The organism is Streptomyces sp. NPDC059989 (genome assembly GCF_042736975.1).
Taxonomy (GTDB): Bacteria; Actinomycetota; Actinomycetes; order Streptomycetales; family Streptomycetaceae; genus Streptomyces.
In genome coordinates this window covers 28,338-47,625 of the sequence record NZ_JBHWUO010000028.1, presented here as the reverse complement: position 1 = coordinate 47,625, position 19,288 = coordinate 28,338, and the positions used below count along the sequence as shown (strand labels likewise).

Here is a 19,288-nt window from a genome sequence, read left to right as displayed (position 1 = left end):
CTGTCCGCAGCAGGAAGTAGGCGCGCTCCAGGTGAAGAAGAGTTGCGGGTGGCGTCGCTGTCAGGTCAGGACGAGGCAGCCCAGCCGCTCCAGTTCGCTGAGGAGCGGTAGGGAGGGATCGACCTCGTTCCATCGCAGATCCAGCTTCTCCAGCGATGGCATCAGGGCGAGCCAGTCGGGCAGCTGGCAAAGGCGGTTGCTTCGGAGGTCGATCTGACGCAGTCGTGGGAGGCCGGCCAGTGACTCCGGCACCTCGGTCAGGGAGTTCTCGCGTAGGTCCAGGTGGCGCAGTTCGTGCAGCTCGGCTGCCGACGACGGCAGGTGCTCGATCGCGTTCCCTCGGAGCCACAGCTCACGCAGGCAGCGGAGCTGGCCGAGGGCATCGGGCAGGGCGGTGAGCCGGTTGTGCTGCGCCCTGAGCTCGATGAGGCTGCCCATCCCACCGATGGTCTCTGGCAGGGTGGTGAGGGAGTTCTCACCGACGTTGAGGTAACGCAACCGGGTCAGGTTTCCCAGGGAGTCGGGGATCCGAGACAGCTGGTTGTCGTGCAGGTAGAGGCAGTCGCTGAGCTCGGTCAGCTTGCCGAGTTCTTCGGGCACCGAGGCCAGCGCGTTGTGGCCCAGGTCCAGGGTCTTCAGCCGGTGGAGCTGCCCGATGTCCGGCGGGAGGGCTATGAGTCCGTTGTCCGCGAGGATCAGCACATGGAGATCGGTCTTCCGCCAAACCGACTCGGGCACCTCTCCGAGCTCTTGACGCCACAAGTTCAGTGTGTGCCTCACGGCCATCTCCCCTTCGTCAACCGTCCTGGGCTCCGATTCTCGTCCGGGACCTCCCTCGGCGGCGACGGGGCCAGCAGACAGTCAAGGCAAGATCGACTGGCCGCGGCTTCGGCGCGGGCTCGGGTGCTGGCGAGGCGGTAGGAATCGGTTCCGGTCTCGATGATGGTGCCGTTGAAAGTGAGGCGGTCGACGACCGAACGACGGGTCACCGAGCCGTCCGGGAGACCGCTCGGAGCCGTCCTGCGCCGACGTCCCGTCCCGGCCGGCCTTCCCCCAACACCCCATTCAGGAACGGGTGTTGACGTTTCCCAAACCCGGCATGGCGTCCTCGCCCCCGTGCTACGTTCCTGCCTCATTCCAGCAGGGAACCGTTATGAGCAGAGAGCGAACGATGCACCTTGGCTGAATCACACACCCTGCCCCGCGGGGTGATACGTCCCCGGTGGGACCCTCGCCACCAAGCATGCGCCGAGGCACTGACATCGAAGGGCGAGAGGGTCGAGCTGAGCCTCACCGCCCTGCTCGAACAGGCCGATGACCTGCTGACCCTGACCGGGTCCACCCCCGGCGAGACGGTCGCTCTCCTCGAATACCTGCTGGCCATCTGCTACGCGTCCGAGACCTACCCGGCCACCGCCTCCCAGTGGCGGAAGTGGGTGGAAGAGAAGCACCCGCTGGACCAGGCCGCCGCGTGGCTCGCGGGCCGGCCGGACGACGAGGTGTGGGACCTCTTCCACCCCACCGAGCCGCTCGGCCAGAACGCGCTCCTCGCCCCCTTCCTCGATCAGCACGGTGCGGGCCCCGCACAGCTGGTGATCGAGCACGTGGGCGACTACAACCAGTTCTTCGACCACCACCACCTGGAGCATCCGGCGCCGTTACCCGTCGCCGAGGCGTTCCGGGCCATGCTCACGCAGCACGTGTACGGGCCCGCCGGCCGGGCCCGGATCTCCGGCAAGGAGACGCTCGGGCCGACCATCACCAACCTCGCCATCGGACGCCTCAGCAGCCGCATCCGCGTCGTCGCGCTCGGCGCCACCCTCGGCGAGACCCTCCGCCTCAACCTGACCCCGTCCGCCGGGCTCCCCGGCGCCTTCAACCGTTCCTGGACGGCCGGGCCCCAGCAGCGCCGGGGCTTCCGGACCAAGCCGGACGGCCGTCCCGTGAGCGGCCCGGCGGACCTCCACAGCTACCTCGGCCGCTCCGTCCTGATGCGCCCGACGGCCGACGGGGACGCCGTCGACCGGGTCCTCATGGGCGCGGGCGAACTCCTGGACCTGCAGCCCGTCCACCTCCAGGACGCGGTCTACGCCCTGACGGCGGACGGCAGGAGGAAGCCCCTGTGGGCATCGGCGACCAGGGCCCTGTGGCGTGACGCCCACGCCCTGTACGCCGCCGTCGCGGACCTCGACCGGCCCGGCGCGGTGGACAAGGGCATGGACCTCTACCGCCGCCTGGCGCTCTTCCCCGGAGCCGACGCCCTCCCGGGACCGGAACCGGGACCCGGCCGGCCCTCCTCCCGCACCATCAACCTGTGGGCGGTGGGACTCGTCGCGAAGCAGACCACCGCCATCACCTGGGTCTCCGGCGTCTTCCCCTTCGCCCCGGGGCTGGAGGCGGAGCTGTACCTCGCCTCCAAGCGCGGCTCTCTGATCGCCGAGCACGTCGCCACCAGCCTGGCGAAAGCCGCCTACGCGGCCTGGGCCGTCGCCTACCCGAACCCCAAGCCCGCCGACAAGGCCGGCCAGATCGCCCGGTTCGACGCGCGCGCAATGCACTGGGAGGCGACGGAGGAGGCCTTCAACATCCTGCTGGACGAGACCGCCGCGGGAGAAGACGTCCACGAGTGCCTCCGCGACTACGGCTCCACGGTCCTGGCCGCCGCCGGGAAGTTCCTCACCGAGCGCCTCGACTCGCTGCCGAGGAACTCCCGGGGAGCCCAGGCACGGGCCGCGGCCCTGCGTCGCTTCGACGACGAGACGGCACATCCCAGCGCCCCGGCCGAACTCCAGGGGGAAACAGCATGAGCAACCGGACGGAAAACCCCGGCGAGGCCACGGAGGCGGCACTCCCCTCCCCGCGGCCGGCCGCCGACGCCGCCCGCGACGAGGACTTCGAGGCCTGGGAGGAGAAGCCCCCCGCCGAGCGCCTCGCGGCCTGGCTCACCACCCTCGTACGCAACCGCGAGTACGGGCAGCTCGCGGAACTGCGCCGGCCGCGCACGCGGACGAACGCCCACATCCGGGCCGGCTGGTTCAACCCCGAGCAGCGCGAGGTCTACGAGCAGGTGGCCTTCCTGTTCGCGGTCTACCACCGGGGCAAGTCCCAGCCCTCGTACGGCTTCGGCAGCCTGGGCGACGCCGCCCGCCGGATCGGCGGCGGCGTCGGGCGCGGGCCGGACGACCCCGGGGCGGCCCGCCTGATCGACCGGATCGTCGCCAGCCGCCGGATCCCGTGGCGCCACCTCCAGCACGCGGTCCAGCGGCTCCGCGCCTGCGACCAGAAGCCGCCCTCGTGGGCCCGTCTCGCCGACGACCTCGTCCGGTGGAACGACCGCAAGGCGCGCGTCTCCTACCACTGGGCCGTCGACTTCCACACGCCTCCCACTCGGTCCCGCAGCACCGGGAAGAGCGACAAGACCGCCGACACGATCAAGAAGGGCACCATCAAGTGACCAGCAACGCCCCCTTCGCCGGTAGCCCGTTCCTCTCCCTCCACCTGCTGGAGACCCTGGTCGCCGTGCTGCCCGTACGCGACGAGAACGGCTCCCCCAAGTCGATCGTCTACGGCGGCGCCGAGCGCCACATGATCACGAGCCAGGCCCGCCGCCGGGCCGAGCGGGTCCATGCCCGGGGCCGCGCCAACGCGGGAGTCGGCGCACTGGCCGGGCACAGCACGGGCCTGCGTACCCGTGAGTGGGCGCTGATCACGGCCCGCGCCCTGGCTTCGGAGCACGGCTGGGACCAGGACGAGGCGGTCAGGACGGCCCGCGCGGTCATCGAGGCCACCGGGCTGAAGTTCGGTGATCCCGCGAAGAAGACCGTGGCGAACCTGACCAAGGTGCTGCTGTTCGCCCCCTCCGACGCGGGTGCCCTGATCGCCGCCCACATCGCCGAGCAGGAGGAGCAGATCCGGACCTGGACGGCCGGGTACCTGGCCGCGCAGACGGCCGGCGCCGTAAAGGCCAAGAGGGGCGCCAGGAAGGCGGCCGATGCCGCGGGCGCCGAATCCGAGGCCGCGGACGGCGGAGCCGACACGAAGTCGCTGCCCGCGCTGCCGCCCGCGACGCGCGCCGCGGTCCTCACCGCCCTGGCTCCGCGCGACGCCATCGACATCGCGCTCTACGGGCGCTTCCTCGCGGAGATCGCCGACTCCCCCAACGTGGACGGCGCCGTCCAGAGCAGCCACGCCTTCACCGTGCACGAGGCGGAGCAGGTCGACGACTTCTACGCGGCCGCCGACGACGCCAAACTCGACCGGAAGAAGAACGCCCTGGACTTCCTGGACGCCGCCGACGACTCCGGGGCCGGCATGACCGGCTACCAGTCCCTGATCTCCGGGACCTTCTACCGGCACGCCGTCCTCGACCGCGTCAGGCTGCGCAACAACCTCCGGGCCGCCGGCATGAGCGAGCAGGCGGCGGAGGAGGCCTCGGTGGCGGCCGAGGCGGAGTTCGTCAACGCCTTCGTCGACGCCTTCCCCGAGGCGAAGAAGAACTCGACCGCCTCCACGGGATCGCTGCCCGCCCTGGTCCTCGCCTTCGAGGGCGAGCGGCCGTACAACTACGCCGGCGCCTTCCAGAAGCCCATCGACGAGAACCCCGAGGACAAGGGCGGCGACGGCCCGGCCGGCCCCGCCGCGGTCAAGCGGCTCCTCGCCCACCACGTCTTCGTCGGCAGCCGCCGCGCCGACATCGGGGCCGGGCGCGTCCTCACGTACGACCCTCAGATCGACGGCCTGCTCAAGGAGCTGGATGCCCTCGGCGCCACGCCCGTGACGTCCATCGAGGAGCTGACGGCGTGACGCACGTCCTGCTCGTCCGGCTCGCCGCTCCCCTGCAGTCCTGGGGGGCGGTGTCCCGGTTCTCGCGCCGCGACACCCACAGCCGGCCCACCAAGTCGGCGGTGATCGGCCTGTGCGCCGCGGCCCTGGGCCGGGAGCGCACCGACGCCGTGGACGACCTGGCCGAGCTCGCCTTCGGCGTCCGCGCGGACCATCCGGGCACACCCGTACGGGACTACCACTCCGTCGGCGCCGGCCGGTACCCGCTGCGCCCGCGCGACATCATCACCGACCACCGGCGTGCCGCGGCCGTCTCGGCGAGCATGGAAGCGGCCACGGGCGGGGGCTTCGGCCACCACGAGCTGGCCGGCTGGTACGGGGCTCCCAAGAAGATCGCCGCCGATCCGGTCTCCGGGGCCCTGGTCTCCGGCGAGCTCTCCCGCACGGCGCTGATCACCGAGCGCTGGTACCTGTCGGACGCCGCGTTCCTGGCCGGGCTCCAGCACGAGGACCGGGGGCGGCTGGAGGAGATCGCCCACGCCCTGGAACACCCGAAGCAGCTGCTGTGGCTGGGCCGCAAGTCCTGCCCGCCCTCCGGCACGCTGGCCGCCGGCATCCTGCCCGGCACCCTCGCCCAGGCCTTCTCCGCCAAGCGGCTGCTGCCGGGCCCGGAGGAACCCGTGCCCGGGCACCGCCCCTGGGCCTGGATCCAGACCGCGCCCGGAGCTCCGGGGGCGTCCCCCGTCAACGACCAGCCGGTCAGCTTCGATCCGGCCCGCCGGGTCCACACCACGCGCTGGGAATCCCGTACGCGCATCACCATCGCCCCGACCGCCGCCGACTGGGAGGACATCATCCCGTGACCACCACACGCACCACGGCGGCCCGCTTCGTCGCCACGCACACCGTCCTGACCATGGACGCCCGGCATCCGTACGCCGCGAAGTCCCTCGTGGACGCCCAGGACATGCACCGCACGGTGATGAGCGGATTTCGCGGCTGGGTCGAGGACGGCGATCCGAGTGCCCGCTCCCAGATGGGGATCCTGTCGACGTGGTCGGTGGACCTCAAGGCGGCGGCCCTCGTACTGGTCGTGCAGTCACGGGTACCGGGTGACTGGAGCCGCATCCCCCGGGCCGCGCTCACCGGCAGGCCCCACACCATCACGGTGGACCGCACCCTCAGGGCCGGGGACGTCCTCGGCTTCCGTACGGTCGTCAACCCGACCCGGAGCAAGCCGTCGGGCAAGCCGGTCTCGGAGAAGGTGCGCGGGGCCCGGGTCCCCCACAGCAATCCCGAGCACGTCAAGAACTGGTTCGTGCGCCGCCTCCAGGCCGAGGGCGAGCCGTCGAAGGCGGAGAACGGCGTGATCCGGATCGGCGCCACCGCCGACCCGGCGGCCCTCGGGATCCGCATGCTGCCCACGGTCTCCAGCCCCGCCCCGCACAAGGGCCTGCGCATCGCCCGCGCGGAAATCCGCGGTTCGCTGACCGTCACCGACCCGGAAGCCCTGGTGGAGACCCTCTCCAACGGCCTCGGCCACGCCAGGGCGTACAGCTGCGGGCTCGTCCTGACGCGTTGACAGGCCCGTTGCGGGAGCGCCGACTTTTGTCCGCGGACAAAAGTCGGCGCCTCCTGCCGGCCATCGTGCTCGGCGCCGCTGTGATCATCTTCGAGGCGCGACACGATGACGAGGAGGACCACGTGCTGGACGCGATCCGCACGATATGGCTGCTGATGCCCGGGAAAGCCGGTGAGATCGCCGCTGACGAGTGGGTGAAGGGCGAGTACTGCGCGCTGTCCTTCCGCGAGGCCGGGGAGATCCGGCCGGGAGCCGAAACCGACGAGATCCGGCGAGAGATCGATGTCGCGTACGCGCACCACCCGGACGGCAAGAGGCAGCGACACATCACCCAGCTGCGCCAGTTCCTGACGGTGATGAAGCCCGGCGACTGGGTCGTGACCCCGGACTCGAAGCGGCGCCGCCTGCACCTGGGCGTCGTCGGTGAAGGCCCGCCCACGTACACCTCCTACGGCGACGCCTTCCCCCGCCGACGCCCGATGCACTGGCTCCTCCCGGATCTGGACCTCGACGTCCTGCCCCAGAACGCGCGGCACACCGTCGGCACCATCCAGCCGATCAACAAGTGGCGGCCGGAGGTGGAGAAGCTGATCCGCAAGCACCTGCCCGGCGTCGACACCATGCCCTTCCCGCCTGCGCAGACCTCAACATCGGTCGGGGTCTCCTACCGACAGGCGGACGAGGAAGCGGCGCCGAGCCCGGCCCGTGCCTCCGCGCCCGACCCGGACCTGACCACAGCCGCCGTACGCACCCACGCGCGCCTGCAGAACCTGCTGGCCCGCGAGGCCCAGAACCGCGGCCTGATCGCGCACTCGCCGACCGGCGATCCCGAGTACGACCTTGCGATCACCGACTCCGCCGGCGGCCACCTCATCCTCGCCGAGGTCAAGTCCCTGCCCAAGGGCGCCGAGACCGCGCAACTGCGCGCGGGCCTGGCCCAACTCCTCCACTACGCGGACTCCTTCCGCGAGCGCAAGGACGGTGTCCAGCTGGTGCTGTGGGTCGAAGGGCCTCCGCTGGACTGGGAGGCATGGCACCGGATCTGCCACCGGGCAGGCGTCACCCTCGCCTGGCCCGGTACGGAGGCCCGGATCTTCGGCAGCTGACCCCGGATTCCCGCCTCGGCGAAGCGGAACCCAGCGCCCGACTTTTGTCCGCGGACAAAAGTCGGGCCGCTCCGGCATCAGGCCGTACCCTCGGCCGCGCGCTTCGCCATAGCCGATGCCACTCGTGACCACGGCCCGGCCCGAGCAGGAACCGCTCACCCCGTCCGCCCGTCATGTACACGGGGGTTGCCAGAGTCAACACCCTTTACGCTCTTCACCACCGAGGTCCGAGGAGATCCATGGTCGACACCGTCAACTCACTGGCCGCCCGTGTTCACGAACTGCTGGTGGAGGTCCTGACCCATGGTCCCGCCGCGGTGGGCACCGCGGGCTTCCACGACGTCGTCGCGCGCGCCACGGTGCTCGGCCCCGACGGCACCTGGCTCGTCGCCGCGGGCCACTCGAGCCTCGGCGTCCTGGCCGTCCTCCGCGGAGAGGCGAACCAGGGAATCTTCCACCTCGACGCCGCGGTGGCAGCCGGTTACAACGACTGCGTGGCGCTCCACGCCGCCCCCATACGTCCGCTGCACGACGATCCCCGTTTCCGGGCCCTGTATCAGCGGATGCGCATCACCCAGGCGGACCTCGACGAGTTCTTCTGGCTGCACCAGGAAACGGAGCTCATGGTGCGGGACGCCCAGACAGCGGCCGTTGACAACATCGGCCGTCTCGACACCGGGGTGTCGCTGCTTCCGCAGGCCCCCATGCCGACCCGGGAACCGAACACCCTCGGCGTCCTGATCAGCCGCATCGACCTCGCGGCGACCCAGACCGCACTCCAACAGGCCGCCTTGAAGTCGGAGTTCCAGCGCAGCTCCGGCAATACCAGCCTCAGTCTCATCGACGACTCGTGGGACTACGACCGTGCCAGGCGCGACGCCTGGCACGCCGACGCATTGGATTCCCAACGCCTGCGGGCCGCCGAGGCCCGGGCCTTCGTCGAACGCCCCGGCGCCGGCACCACGCTCATCCCCTGCCCGCCGCTGGGCTCGATCGCATACCCGGGCTGAGGAGGACCGCACCGGCACGGTGGCCGGTGAGGCTTCTTCGCCGGCTCCCGTCCGCCATCTCGGGCGAGGCTGGTGAGAACCGGCTACAGAGACCGCGACGCCCCCGCCGGGCGGCGGGGGCGCGGTGGCAGGTACTCAGGCTTCGGTCAGCCAGCCTTCTTCAAGACCGCCCAGAACAAACCCGTTCTCGAAGCGCACCCTGTATCTGATCTGAGCGCCGACTCCGGCGTCGAGCCCTCCGTGCCGGATGATCTGCTGACGGAGATTGTCGATGATGCCGGCCGTGTGGCCATCGAACTGGACGCCGCGGACTCGCCGTTCGAATTCCGCTAGCCCGTCCTGAGCCATGCCGCCGCCGGCTTCCTTTGCCGAGCCCGTGACGATGCCCTCCAAGCCCTCGGCCAGGCACAGCGGACCGGGGAAGCCGATCCTGGCCGCCGTGTCGTTTGCGGTGAGCTGCACATCCCTGGTCAGCTTCACCTTCGCGCCGGTCTCGTACGGCATGGGTGTACCCCCCTCGTTCGATCTTGGCCGTGACCATGGCAAGCGTAGTCGGGATGCCATGGAAGGAATGGGGGTCCGGCAGGATCAGGAGCCCCACGGCTTGCCAGGCGGGGCCCTTCGTATCGGCCTCAGCCTGAAACTGCTCGAAGATCCGCTGCCAGGTCAGGCCCCCGGAGCGCGGACCTGCCGTGGCACGCTCTGCCGACGCTGCCGAGCGGTGACTCCTCCCCACGGAACAGACACACCCGCAAGGTCCGATGCCGAGAGCCCCACCGCGTTCGTCGTTCGCGGTGGGGCTCTCGGCTGGAACCCCGACTTTTGTCCGCGGACAAAAGTCGGGGCGGTCGGCTGCTAGCTCCCCTGGGTGTTCTCGATCAGGAGCATGGCCAGCTCCTCGCGGTGCTCAGCCGACATGTTGAGGCGGATCGCCTCGTAGACGGCCTTCGGGTCCTGCCACGCAAGCGGGCCGGGCGCCTCCGTGCTCCGGGCCTGGGGCGGGATGACACCTTCCGGTTCCGGCGCGCTCGGCGTCACCGGGGCCGGTGCGGGTGCCGTCGCCCGGACCGGCTCGGCGATCTCCGGGGCGGGCTGAGCGGGCGCCGCCGGGGGTGCCTCCGGCTCCCGACTTTTGTCCGCGGACAAAAGTCGGGCCGGCTGCGGATCCCGCTCGGGCGCCGCCGCCACTCCCCCGGCCGGCGTCGGCTCAGCCGCCACCCGGTCCGGTACGGAGTCCTGCGCGTCCCGCAGGATCTCCCGCTGCACCGCCTTGACCTGGGCCTCCTGGGCCTTGGTCTCCTTCAGGAAGGCCAGCAGTTCGGCCGAACCGGCACCCGGCCGGTCCTTCGCCGTGCGCGCCAGCACCCGGCCGTCCCGCTCCGGGAGGTCCCCCGAGCTGAGCATGGCCTGGATCTCCTCCGGGAGTTCCAGCAGCACCAGCTGGTTCGTCACCCACGACGGCGACTTGCCCAGCCGCTCCGCGGCCCGCGACTTGGCCCCGTGCTCCCGGCCGCCCTCCTCCACGCAGGAGTCGACCAGCTGCTGCACACCGCGGGCGCGCTCGATGACGTCGAAGTCCTCCCGCTCCAGGTTCTCGGCGAGGAGGTGGTCGATGAAGTCCGTACGGGAGGCCGCGAGGTCGTCCCGTACGACGAAGTCCAGCGACTCCAGCCCCACGTGCAGCGCACTGCGGAAGCGGCGCTCGCCGTTGATGAGGACGTACGCGGCCGCGCCGATCCGGGACTCGTGGTCGGGCCACAGGGCGAGGTAGGCACCCCGGCCGACCAGGACACAGGCGGAGAGCTGCGCCTGCCGCAGCTCCTCGCCGAAGCGGGTCATCTCCTCGTCCGTGCCGAAGTTGCGGCGCGGGTTGAGGGGAGTGGGGGACACCTGGTCGAGGGGGACCCGGATGAGTTCGTACGCCGGCAGGTCGCCCTGGGCGATGGCCTTGGCGCGGCCGCGCTCGCTGCGGCCGCCCGTACGGCGGGCGTTGCTGAAGGCGGCGCCGGTGCCGAGTAGGTCGCTCTTGCTCATGCCGCGATCCTCCGGGCGATCTCGCGCATGGCCTCGGACTGCTCGCAGTCCGGCGCGTAGTACAGCAGCGGCAGCTTGACGCGGACCGCTTCGCGCTGCTCCTTGAGGTCGGCGATGACGGTGATGACCGGCGGGTCGCCGAACTCCTTCCAGCTGTTGAGGGAGGAGGTGACGACGTAGCCCTTGCGGCTGTCGTAGAGGTTGACGACGAAGCCGAGCTGGGCGATCTCGATGTCGAGGTCGTCGATGAGGTCCTCGAGCTGCTCGCTGAGCATGTCGTACGCGTCGGCGGAGGTGTCCTCGGCCTGCACGGGCACGATGATGCCCGAGGTCTTGGGGGCTTCGCCCTCGCGGGTGCGCGCGTAGTAGAGCGCGGTGTCCATGGTGTAGCCGAGGCTGGGCGGGCAGTCGACGACGATGTAGTCGAACTCCTCCTCCAGCTCCTCCAGGGCCTTCTCCAGCGCGGTCTCCTTCGTCCGGACATGGCGGGTGGTGGCCAGCCGGGCGTCGAGGAGGAAGGCGTCCTTGCAGGAGGGCAGGAGGAAGAGGCGGCCGGCGAACACCCCGTGCTCGATGGGCACGAGCAGCTCGCGGACCCCGCCCTCGATCTCGCCGAGCATGTGCTTGGCGAGGCTCGGCTCCTTGATGCCGAGCATCTCGGCGCCGAGGTGGCGGGTGAGGTGGCCCTGGGGGTCGAAGTCGATGACGCAGACGCGGGCGCCGGTCTCGGCGAGGGCCTGGGAGAGCCCGTTGCTGATGGCGCTCTTGCCGACGCCGCCCTTCTGGTTGCAGACCACGATCCGGCGGGCGCCCTCGTGGGAGGGCCGGCGCCGACCGGCGGGGGAGGGATGGGTGTCGAGCCAGAGCCGGATGGACTGGGCGAGGCCCTGGTTGTACGGGACCTCCCGCACCCGGCAGTCCTCCTTGAACTCCCCGTAGAGACCGGTGGGGAGGTAGGTGGAGAAGGAGGAGGCGCCCGAGGTGTCCACGGGGATCGCCGCGGAGGCGTCGGCACGCCAGGCGTGAACGCCCTCGGTGACGGCGTCCTGGATGTCCACGCCCAACTGGGCAGCGCGGACCTTGAGTTCCTGCCGCAGGGGGGCGGGCAGCTTGGCGACTACCTTTTCCCTGACTTCCGGATCGTATGGAGCGGTCATGCGGGTACCTTACTAACCTTCTCGACGGAAGGCGAAGAGCCACACCGAAACATGTTGCTTGGCTATGACCCGTGTTGTCCCGAATAGATCTTCCGGATCCCTCCCACGACGGTTACCAGAGACCGGCCCGGGGCGCCTCTCACCTGCGATCCTGACGCGAACAAGTGGGGGATCGCGGTCGGCGGCGAGTGCGCGGAGCGGTACGAGACCGTCGGCACCTTCTTCAGCTTCCTGATGCGTTGCGCCCATCGCTTCGACCGACCGCCCTGCATGGATCGGTCCTGGACCGGGCCCGACGCCGTAGTTGGCCCGTCCGGCCAACTACACCACTCAGCTTTTGCGCCCGTTGTGCGACTCGGCGCGCTGCGGAACCGCGCCAACCTGTGGGGCGTTCGGGCTCCCGACCTCAAGACGAGGACGGGGACCGGGCCACCCTTCAGTCGCGGCGCCTGACCGGCTCTCCGAGCAGCTCGGTCAGTTCCGCCTCGACGGCGGCGAGCAGCGGGGACCCCCAGACGGTCAGTGTCTGTTCCCAGGGGTGGCCGAAGGTGCCCAGGCGGAGGTCGTCGGTGAGGTGGAGGTAGTAGTCGCCATTGGGGTAGGTGCCGTCGCCGGGTCGGGGCGGCCGTCCGGGGAGGTCGGTGCGGCGGGGGTCGTAGCGGTAGCCGTCGTGCTGCCAGTCGAGCCAGTAGACGAACTCGCCGGGCTCGGTGGCCGTGAGCAGTCCGCGCTGGACGATCGCGTCGATCTGTTCGGGGAGGTGAGGGACGGGCCGGTGGTGGGCGTGCAGATGCCAGACGGCGGAGGGAACGGGATCGCTGATCGCGGGCAGGGAGGTGGTGCTCGGCTTGAAGTCGAAGCCAGTGAAGAGGCGGTCCCACAGTGGAACGGCGTCGAGGAGCCAGTCGAGGAACTGCGCGGGGCGGGTGGTCTCGGGGGTGCCGGTCGGGCGCCAGTGGTAGGAGCGGACGGTGGCGGCCTCGATGAAGCCGGCCTTCAGAAGCCGCTCGCGCAGGGGGCCTCCGGCCTCGGCGAGGAGGGGACGCGAGCTCTTCGTGCGCCAGTGGGCGGTGCAGTCCTGGACGAAGTCTGCGTCGTCGCCGCTCAGCCCACCGACGATTTTGAAGGGACGGGTCAGGTCGGCGTAGACCCAGCCCACGGCGGTGACCTCGCCGTGCTGCAGGAGGACGTCGATGTAGACGTCGCCGTGCTCCGAGGGGCCGTCCGCGATCATCTCCGCATAGGGCACCGCGTGCGGGCCGGGGGAACCGACGGCGATCTCCCAGGCCCGTTCGGCCTGCTCCTGTACCGCGTACAGGCTGCGGATTTCGTTCCGGGGCTCCGCCACGACATCGGGCTTCTCGGCCGGCAGCTCCTCGGCAATCAGCACGGAACGCTCCCAGCCCGGAGTGAACCCCGCCGCCGTCAGCGCCGGGCCCAGGTCCGGCGAATCGTGCCCGTACACCTTCCACTCCACCGGCTCGCCACGCTCTGCGAAGGCTTCCCGCTGGCGGCGCACCAGGCTGGCGATGTCGGTCCCGGGCGCGAGGGGGGCGTGCTCGGCCGTGCCGTGCGTCCCGTAGTGCCGGCGCACGACCGGCCCATCGGCCTCGACCACCACCCCGACCGGATGCCACGAGGGGACCCGCCCCCGCAGCCCGTCGTATTCCGCCCACCGCTCACCCATGTCCATGCGCGGGAGCCTAGACGGGCTCGGAGGCGTCCCGGCGACCGGACCATGGATACACGCCTCGGGGCAGCAGGTTCCCCACCATCCATACATGCACGCAGGTCAGGGGCGCCCCCACGGCGGCACGGGCCATTTAGAAAAGAATGTAGCGACGCTGGGCGGGGAGGGCTGAAGCCCATACCCGTCATTGACGGGTACCTATCTTGCGGCCATGCGACTTCCCGTTGCGAGGCGGCCGACGGCGGTCAGCGTCCCGATGAGGGAATGTGACCACCTGGGCGGGGAACTAGCTGACGCCGAACTGGCCGCAGGTCGGGCGGTCGGATCAGGGGGCCCAGGGCAGTCGTACGGCCTCGATCTCCGAGTCGTTGAGGAGAGCCTCGACGAGCGGGGCCGGGCCGGCGACCTTGGTGGCCCACAGGTCGTAGTCCGTGCACAGGACCCAGGACCGGTCGTGAGCCCAGAGGTTGGACGGGGTCCACCAGTCTTCTTCGGGGTGGTCGTACAGGGCCTTCGCGTCTGCGAGCCGGCCTGCCCGGACGTGCAGGTTGTCGAAGTCCTCGGCCCCTTTCACCAACGGGGTGTAGTAGGCGAGGCAGCGGGTGTCAGCGCCCTGCGGGCTGCGCTCGATGAGGATCTCGACCAGCCGGTTCCAGTCAGAGCGGTCCAGGCTGCCCTCGGACGGACCCGTGATGCCGACCGGCCACCCGCCCGACTCGCGGAGCGAAGGGAAGGATGTGTGGCAGGGCAGACGCCCCTCGGAGGCGACGGGATCGCCGGTCCGCTGGGCGAGCTCTGCCCAGCGCAGGCGGCGATCGCGTGGTCCGGGGTGCTCGCCTGTGGACTTGGCGAAGGGGTCCGAAGGGTCGGTGAACACGTCTGCGGGGTCGAGACCCGGGATGATCTCGGGACTGGTGCTGTTCCTGTTCAGGAAGGCCCGCAGGTACTCGCCGTACGACATGTCGAAGGGCCCGAGTTCGTGTTCGTACATGGCATGGAGTACCCAGGCCGCGTCGGGCAGCGCCGGCGGCATGAACCCGGTGAGCCCGTCCCCGGCAGCCAGTTCCCTCAGCCAGTCGGTCTCCGCGGACGCGGCGAGCGGCCAGCGGGCGGTCGCCAGAGCGGCGGAGTTCTCATACATCAGCTCAGGATATGAGCGCAGACCCGGTGCTACCCCAGCGCCTCCCTGGTCTCGACGGCTGTCCTTCCGGCGTAGTCGTCACGGAAGAACGGTCAGAGCCAAGTAGCGCGCTAAAGGGCCACCTAGAGCGCTAAGTCTCAGTGGGCCGTCCGGGGGACCTTGAAGAGAAGACCAGTCGGCCCCGGGTGGCCCCGGAGCGCTGTACGCCCGCCCTGAGGCCTTCCAGGCCAGGCAAGGCCACATCACACCAACAGTCCGGAGAACGGCCGTTCACGGCCCCATTCTGGCGGTCACCTTTTCTGCCTCTGCGGGTGATTCACGTGGGTTGTCCTGTTGTCCCGTCTCACCGAAGCTTGTGGGGTGTGCGCTGTCGACCGGAACCCCGATGTTGTTGACCGCGGTCACGAGCGCCTGTTCCATATCCCCGTCGTCGCAGATGTCATCTACGGTCTTCACGAGCCGTAAGGCGAGTGCGGCAAGTAGGGGGCGGGCGCTACCTGCCTGAACGGTATCCGAGGGGTGTGAGGCATGTTGGCCCTGTGAGGGATGTGCTCCTCGCCCTCAACTTCGGTTCGGTCGAAACGACCTTGAGGCCGGATCGATCAGCGCCGGCGCAGCTCAGTCGAAGTCCTCGAATGCGGGGCGCCGACCCGCGCGTCGCCGTACGAAACCGCGTCGGCCGGCCAGCAGGGTGACGCCCGTCCATCCGACGACGCCTATGACGAGAGTGCCGAGTTGGCTGCCCGGATCGACGTCGGAGGCCGCCTCCAGCGGGACGACACCCTCCGGGTCGCTGATGACCTCGATCCGGTCGCCCACCTTCCACTCCGGGTCGCTTCCGTCGTAGTCCAGGGTCTCCTTGAGCTCGCCCGACCGGCCGATGAGGGTGAAGCGGTGGTTCGAGCCGCCGTCGTCGGCGGCGCTGTCGGCTGCGATGCGGACGGTCTCGCGCACACCCCGGCTGTCGAGCGTGGCCTCGGGGGCGTACTGGACCGAGCCCACGAGGACGAACACCGCCGGCAGGCAGGAGAAGAAGGCGAGCCACCACGCGTGGTGAAGAAAACGCAAGAAGATCACAAAGGCGAGGCACCCGATGAAGCCGGTGATGGTCGGGATCACGTCCATGCCCAAAGCGAGATACGAGATCCCTGTGTTGGCTGCGGCGATGATCCAGCCGAGCCCCACCACGACGAGGGTGAACAGGAGGTACGTACCCCGGTCCACGGTCTCACCCTGCGACTTCTTCATGTCCACTTCAGTCATCGGGGCAGCATAGACAGCCTGCCCGCCATGACGTGCCTTACTTGCCTGCACCCCCGACCACCCATCTGAGCTGCACGAACCTTAAGGAATCCTGGATAAGGGCAGGAGGCCCGGTTTCGGGGAGACCCGCCGCAAGACGCGTTTGGGGAGCGGTCACAGTGACCGCTCCCCAAACGGAAGCCCTGGTGTCGATGAGCCTGCTGTGAAGGGTGCGGCGGTCACCGCCACCACCGCGTCCCGGACTCCCCATTGACGGGGCTTGTTCAGCGCCACAGGCCGGCACGGCCCGCACACTCCACAAACGGGCGGCCTTGGCCCCAGTTGCCGACAGCAACCGACTGGGGAACGAAGAGCCGCCCCGAGGAAAAAGATCGAGATCCGAATCCGGCCCCGGCGCTCGCACGCCGGGGCCGGATTCGGGTGACGGTCAGCTGGCGGTCTGGTAAGCCGTCACGTCATCGCCGGACTTGGAGATCGCGATGCCGGTGAAGGCGTTGACGAGGTCCGGGGCGATGACCGGTGGTGTGGGCAGGTCCGCGCCGGTGCGGGAGTCCAGGGCCACGGTGCCGTTGGCCGTCTTGGCGTAGACCCTCCCGTGCCACACCGTCGTCACCTGGGGGGCGATACGACCGGCCTTTTCATCGGGCAGTTGCCACAGGGTGGTCCCGGTTGTGGCGTCGAATCCCCGGACCCGGTCGCGGCCCCAGCAGACGACCGCGCTCGCGCCGTCGTGCCGGCACCGGGCGGGGACCGGAACGGCGTTCTGCCGGACCTCACCGGTCCGCGGGTCGAGGAACCGCTCGTAGACGATGCGGTAATCCCCCCTGTCTCGGGCGTACAAGTGGATGAGATTCGGCCCCGCCGGACGCAGCTCCAGGTTGATGTGCTCCTGGCCCTGCCACCGCTCGGCCCCTGTGGTCAGGTCGTAGCCTGCAGGGGTGCTGTAGTCGTCGGAGGCTGTCTTCCTCTTCTCGCCGACCACGACGCCGCCCGCGAGGGTGGCGGCACTGAACATTTCCTGGCTCCACAGCACTCGGCGTGCGGTGAGGTCGATCGCATAGGTGGTGGACGCGTTGGTGAACACCGTGTCCTTGTGGGCGAGGGTGACGACGGCTACGTTCCCGGCGGCTCCGACGACCGAGGCCGTCAGCGGTTCCGGGGCGCCCTTCGTCCAGTCCGGGAGGGGCAGCGAGAGTCGCCAGGCGGCCTTGCCTGTTTTCGCGTCGGTCGCGACGAGCTCTGCCGAGTCGCGCGCGGCCTGCGTACCTGCCCCGGCCTGCCGGATCAGGAACGGGGCCAGGACCAGTGGGGAGTCGCCCTCGGTGACCACGGGGGGAGCCGCCCTGTTGCGTTCGCCCCGCGTGAGGGTTGAGATCGGCTCGCCGCCCTCGGGGCGGATGGTCTGCCTGGTCTGCTGGTTGGTGGTGTCGAAGACGAGGAGGCGGTCGGTCGTGGCCACGTAGGCAGTCTCCCCGTGCAAGGCGACGGGGAGTTCGGCCTCGTACATCCACGTTCCTGCAACGTTCAGCAGACCGGAGTACGCCTCCCACGGCATGAGGACACCCGTCGGCCGGAACGTCGTCGGCGGATCATGAGCGACCCGGGGCGGCACCACCGGTTGACTCGCCACCACCGGCGGAGCTGCGTCGACACGATCGGGCGTCGACGAACATCCCGTCGCGGCGACCGCCAACGCCAGTACCGTTCCGGCCAGCAGGCATCGGTGTGAACGCATCGAGTTCAAGCTGGGCCCCATCCCCCTCGGAAAATGATCACTTTAGAGGAGACCCGACGTCGTCGAGTCGTGGATGTTGAGACGCCGCTTCCTATGGCGTATCCGCCGCGGGTGCGCGCAGCGCATCGCGTGAGCGACGCCGAAGGCGTCCTCGATCGCCAGGATCGAGGACAGTGTTCTTGTCCCTCCTCGACCGCGGGCCGTGAATCCCAGGGGCCAGCCCCTGGACCCCGCCAGCGCCTAGGCCGCGCTGGACCGGCCTCGGCATGGGGGGCTACTCGCCCCCCAGACCCCCTCGCCAGGCGCTCAGGCGCCCTGGACCCGCTCCCCCTCACGCCCTGCCCCGCCTCCCTGACGGTCGGCGGTGCACCCCTCGGGCGCTGGGCGCCCTCACTGGGCATGAGGGCAAGGACAAGGAGTGGTTGATCCCGGACGGGGCTGATGTGCGGGTGTTCAGGCAGTGGGATACCCGCAGCCGACAGAAGGTGAAGGTGCGCTGGCTGAGGTGTCAGTGGGTGAGGCGGAAGCAGTATCAAGCCCGAAGGTGTGCCCCTGTGCTGGTGTGTCGATGTGTCAGCAGCCGGAGGAGTGGGGCACTCCCCACCACAGGCGGGCGTCCGCTGAGGCCGTCGGTCACGTTGCTCTTTAATAAGAGGGCGCCGCCGCCGCACGCCTCTGACCTGCAGGTTTGCCGAAGGGTATGTGTCCCCCAGGACACATTTGGCCTCCTGAAATGTGTACCTGGCGAGCACATTTCGCGAAAAACTCAAGCACCAGTTGATTTTTTGAGCCAGCCAACTGGCCCTGGAACACCGCAGGTCAGCGAGTTGGGGCGAGGCAGCCGAGGAGCCCGAACTCATCCGTGGTACCTACATGAATGTGACGTCATCACGACAACCTAAATCAAGGAGTCGTGTACTTTCGGTGCTTGGCGGCGAGAAAACTTCACGTACCGTGTACTTTTTGCGCCGTGTTCGAACAGGGTCGGGATCGGGGCTCCCCTCCGACGCGCCGAGGCGTCAAAAGACAAGCACTGGTTGATTTTTTGGATAGTCTCGGACCGCCTGAGTAACAAGGAGGTCCTGTGACATCTGATCCGCCCGCCCGTCGTCGGCGCGGGCCCCGGCCTGTACCCGCCCCCACCGCCGCGGGTAACGACGCCGAGTACGGAGACATCCTGGCGGTCCTCGGCCAGCAGCTCGGGGAGAAGGTCGCCGAAGCGGCCGACCCCAGCGGCCGCCGTCGGCTCAAGGGAGTCCACTTCGAGTACGCGACCGATCCGCGCGCCGTCCACGACATGGCCGGGGGCGCCGGATACAGCCTGGCCAGCAACTGGTTCACGCAGCTGCTGGCTCAGCTGGCCGTCGCGAACAGCATCACCAAGTCCCAGCTGTGCGTCTTCCTCTTCGTCGCGGGAGGACAGGTGCCGGGGACCGGCATCACCCAGTACACGCAGCAGGAGATCACGGACGGCCTGAACAAGATTGCCGCGCAGAAGGGCGGCAAGATGATCACGCGGTCCACGGTCAACCGGGCCGTCCAGGCGCTGTGCGGCTACAACTGGGTGGAGAAGGCCGGCAACGGCCGGATCCAGATCAACGTGCGCCTGTGGTTCCACGGCAACAGCGCTTCCCAGCAGGAGGTGCTGGCCGAGATCGCCGACCGGCACGAGCACGACACCGAGGTGTTCCCGTACGCCGTGGGGCCGGAAGGCGCCCACCAGGAGGAGCTGGATCTCGGCATCGAGCCCGAGGAGACCTATCGCGCGAGGAGGCGTACCGGGTGATA

17 protein-coding genes and 1 pseudogene are annotated in these 19,288 nt (G+C 69.7%); 8 read left to right on the top strand and 10 right to left on the bottom strand.

The features are described from left to right. Positions 1-60 precede the first annotated feature (60 nt). Positions 61-786 carry a leucine-rich repeat domain-containing protein gene (locus tag ACFWBN_RS24420; protein WP_385179038.1) on the bottom strand — a complete coding sequence of 242 codons (726 nt, stop codon included), beginning with the start codon at positions 784-786 and terminating at the stop codon, positions 61-63. An 89-nt stretch (positions 787-875) separates the two neighbouring features. Then, positions 876-977 (bottom strand): annotated as a pseudogene (locus ACFWBN_RS24415) (AAA family ATPase); the annotation flags it as partial. Positions 978-1,208: 231 nt separating this feature from the next. On the opposite strand from ACFWBN_RS24415, the gene ACFWBN_RS24410 reads away from it, so the two are divergent. The 7 genes from ACFWBN_RS24410 (at position 1,209) to ACFWBN_RS24380 (ending at position 8,480) form a co-directional block, all read left to right on the top strand. Further along, on the top strand, positions 1,209-2,807 hold the full coding sequence (locus ACFWBN_RS24410) for a type I-E CRISPR-associated protein Cse1/CasA (RefSeq protein WP_385179037.1): 1,599 nt from the start codon (positions 1,209-1,211) through the stop codon (positions 2,805-2,807). Beyond that, complete coding sequence (casB, locus tag ACFWBN_RS24405) at positions 2,804-3,454, top strand: type I-E CRISPR-associated protein Cse2/CasB (protein ID WP_385179036.1); 651 nt, start codon at positions 2,804-2,806, stop codon at positions 3,452-3,454. The genes ACFWBN_RS24410 and casB overlap by 4 nt, the downstream gene beginning before the upstream one ends. Beyond that, a complete protein-coding gene (locus ACFWBN_RS24400) occupies positions 3,451-4,803 on the top strand; it encodes a type I-E CRISPR-associated protein Cas7/Cse4/CasC (protein ID WP_385179035.1) in 1,353 nt (450 codons plus the stop codon). Before casB ends, ACFWBN_RS24400 begins: the two co-directional genes overlap by 4 nt. Beyond that, positions 4,800-5,645: a type I-E CRISPR-associated protein Cas5/CasD gene (cas5e, locus tag ACFWBN_RS24395; RefSeq protein ID WP_385179034.1), complete on the top strand. Its 846-nt coding sequence runs from the start codon at positions 4,800-4,802 to the stop codon at positions 5,643-5,645. The genes ACFWBN_RS24400 and cas5e overlap by 4 nt, the downstream gene beginning before the upstream one ends. Beyond that, a complete protein-coding gene (locus ACFWBN_RS24390) occupies positions 5,642-6,364 on the top strand; it encodes a type I-E CRISPR-associated protein Cas6/Cse3/CasE (RefSeq protein ID WP_385179033.1) in 723 nt (240 codons plus the stop codon). Before cas5e ends, ACFWBN_RS24390 begins: the two co-directional genes overlap by 4 nt. Positions 6,365-6,390: 26 nt before the next feature. After that, the gene (locus ACFWBN_RS24385) at positions 6,391-7,470 is read left to right on the top strand and encodes a hypothetical protein (protein WP_385179032.1); all 1,080 of its coding nucleotides are present in this window, start codon (positions 6,391-6,393) and stop codon (positions 7,468-7,470) included. 239 nt (positions 7,471-7,709) lie between these two features. Then, positions 7,710-8,480 carry a hypothetical protein gene (locus tag ACFWBN_RS24380; protein ID WP_385179031.1) on the top strand — a complete coding sequence of 257 codons (771 nt, stop codon included), beginning with the start codon at positions 7,710-7,712 and terminating at the stop codon, positions 8,478-8,480. 135 nt (positions 8,481-8,615) lie between these two features. On the opposite strand, the gene ACFWBN_RS24375 is transcribed toward ACFWBN_RS24380, so the two are convergent. The 8 genes from ACFWBN_RS24375 to ACFWBN_RS24340 form a co-directional block, all read right to left on the bottom strand. Further along, positions 8,616-8,984: a hypothetical protein gene (locus ACFWBN_RS24375; protein ID WP_385179030.1), complete on the bottom strand. Its 369-nt coding sequence runs from the start codon at positions 8,982-8,984 to the stop codon at positions 8,616-8,618. A 351-nt stretch (positions 8,985-9,335) separates the two neighbouring features. After that, on the bottom strand, positions 9,336-10,514 hold the full coding sequence (locus ACFWBN_RS24370; protein WP_385179029.1) for a ParB/RepB/Spo0J family partition protein: 1,179 nt from the start codon (positions 10,512-10,514) through the stop codon (positions 9,336-9,338). Further along, complete coding sequence (locus ACFWBN_RS24365; protein ID WP_385179028.1) at positions 10,511-11,671, bottom strand: ParA family protein; 1,161 nt, start codon at positions 11,669-11,671, stop codon at positions 10,511-10,513. Before ACFWBN_RS24365 ends, ACFWBN_RS24370 begins: the two co-directional genes overlap by 4 nt. A gap of 436 nt (positions 11,672-12,107) precedes the next feature. After that, positions 12,108-13,364: a DUF2716 domain-containing protein gene (locus ACFWBN_RS24360; RefSeq protein ID WP_385179027.1), complete on the bottom strand. Its 1,257-nt coding sequence runs from the start codon at positions 13,362-13,364 to the stop codon at positions 12,108-12,110. A gap of 322 nt (positions 13,365-13,686) precedes the next feature. Further along, positions 13,687-14,502 carry a hypothetical protein gene (locus ACFWBN_RS24355; RefSeq protein WP_385179026.1) on the bottom strand — a complete coding sequence of 272 codons (816 nt, stop codon included), beginning with the start codon at positions 14,500-14,502 and terminating at the stop codon, positions 13,687-13,689. A gap of 270 nt (positions 14,503-14,772) precedes the next feature. Further along, positions 14,773-14,958, bottom strand: coding sequence for a hypothetical protein (locus tag ACFWBN_RS24350; RefSeq protein ID WP_385179025.1), 186 nt, complete (start codon positions 14,956-14,958; stop codon positions 14,773-14,775). A 162-nt stretch (positions 14,959-15,120) separates the two neighbouring features. Further along, positions 15,121-15,765: a hypothetical protein gene (locus tag ACFWBN_RS24345; RefSeq protein ID WP_385179024.1), complete on the bottom strand. Its 645-nt coding sequence runs from the start codon at positions 15,763-15,765 to the stop codon at positions 15,121-15,123. A 427-nt stretch (positions 15,766-16,192) separates the two neighbouring features. Next, positions 16,193-17,272 carry a PQQ-binding-like beta-propeller repeat protein gene (locus tag ACFWBN_RS24340; protein ID WP_385179023.1) on the bottom strand — a complete coding sequence of 360 codons (1,080 nt, stop codon included), beginning with the start codon at positions 17,270-17,272 and terminating at the stop codon, positions 16,193-16,195. Between the two features lie 1,312 nt (positions 17,273-18,584). On the opposite strand from ACFWBN_RS24340, the gene ACFWBN_RS24335 reads away from it, so the two are divergent. Then, the gene (locus tag ACFWBN_RS24335) at positions 18,585-19,286 is read left to right on the top strand and encodes a hypothetical protein (RefSeq protein WP_385179022.1); all 702 of its coding nucleotides are present in this window, start codon (positions 18,585-18,587) and stop codon (positions 19,284-19,286) included. The last annotated feature ends 2 nt before the right edge of the window (positions 19,287-19,288 follow it).

What these genes read in the sequence shown, in the direction of transcription:
- ACFWBN_RS24420 (WP_385179038.1), bottom strand. Translation starts at nt 786, where the DNA reads ATGGCCGTGAGGCACACACTGAACTTGTGGCGTCAAGAGCTCGGAGAG.
- casB (WP_385179036.1), top strand. Translation starts at nt 2,804, where the DNA reads ATGAGCAACCGGACGGAAAACCCCGGCGAGGCCACGGAGGCGGCACTC.
- ACFWBN_RS24380 (WP_385179031.1), top strand. Translation starts at nt 7,710, where the DNA reads ATGGTCGACACCGTCAACTCACTGGCCGCCCGTGTTCACGAACTGCTG.
- ACFWBN_RS24375 (WP_385179030.1), bottom strand. Translation starts at nt 8,984, where the DNA reads ATGCCGTACGAGACCGGCGCGAAGGTGAAGCTGACCAGGGATGTGCAG.
- ACFWBN_RS24370 (WP_385179029.1), bottom strand. Translation starts at nt 10,514, where the DNA reads ATGAGCAAGAGCGACCTACTCGGCACCGGCGCCGCCTTCAGCAACGCC.
- ACFWBN_RS24365 (WP_385179028.1), bottom strand. Translation starts at nt 11,671, where the DNA reads ATGACCGCTCCATACGATCCGGAAGTCAGGGAAAAGGTAGTCGCCAAG.
- ACFWBN_RS24360 (WP_385179027.1), bottom strand. Translation starts at nt 13,364, where the DNA reads ATGGACATGGGTGAGCGGTGGGCGGAATACGACGGGCTGCGGGGGCGG.
- ACFWBN_RS24355 (WP_385179026.1), bottom strand. Translation starts at nt 14,502, where the DNA reads ATGTATGAGAACTCCGCCGCTCTGGCGACCGCCCGCTGGCCGCTCGCC.
- ACFWBN_RS24345 (WP_385179024.1), bottom strand. Translation starts at nt 15,765, where the DNA reads ATGACTGAAGTGGACATGAAGAAGTCGCAGGGTGAGACCGTGGACCGG.
- ACFWBN_RS24340 (WP_385179023.1), bottom strand. Translation starts at nt 17,272, where the DNA reads ATGTACGAGGCCGAACTCCCCGTCGCCTTGCACGGGGAGACTGCCTAC.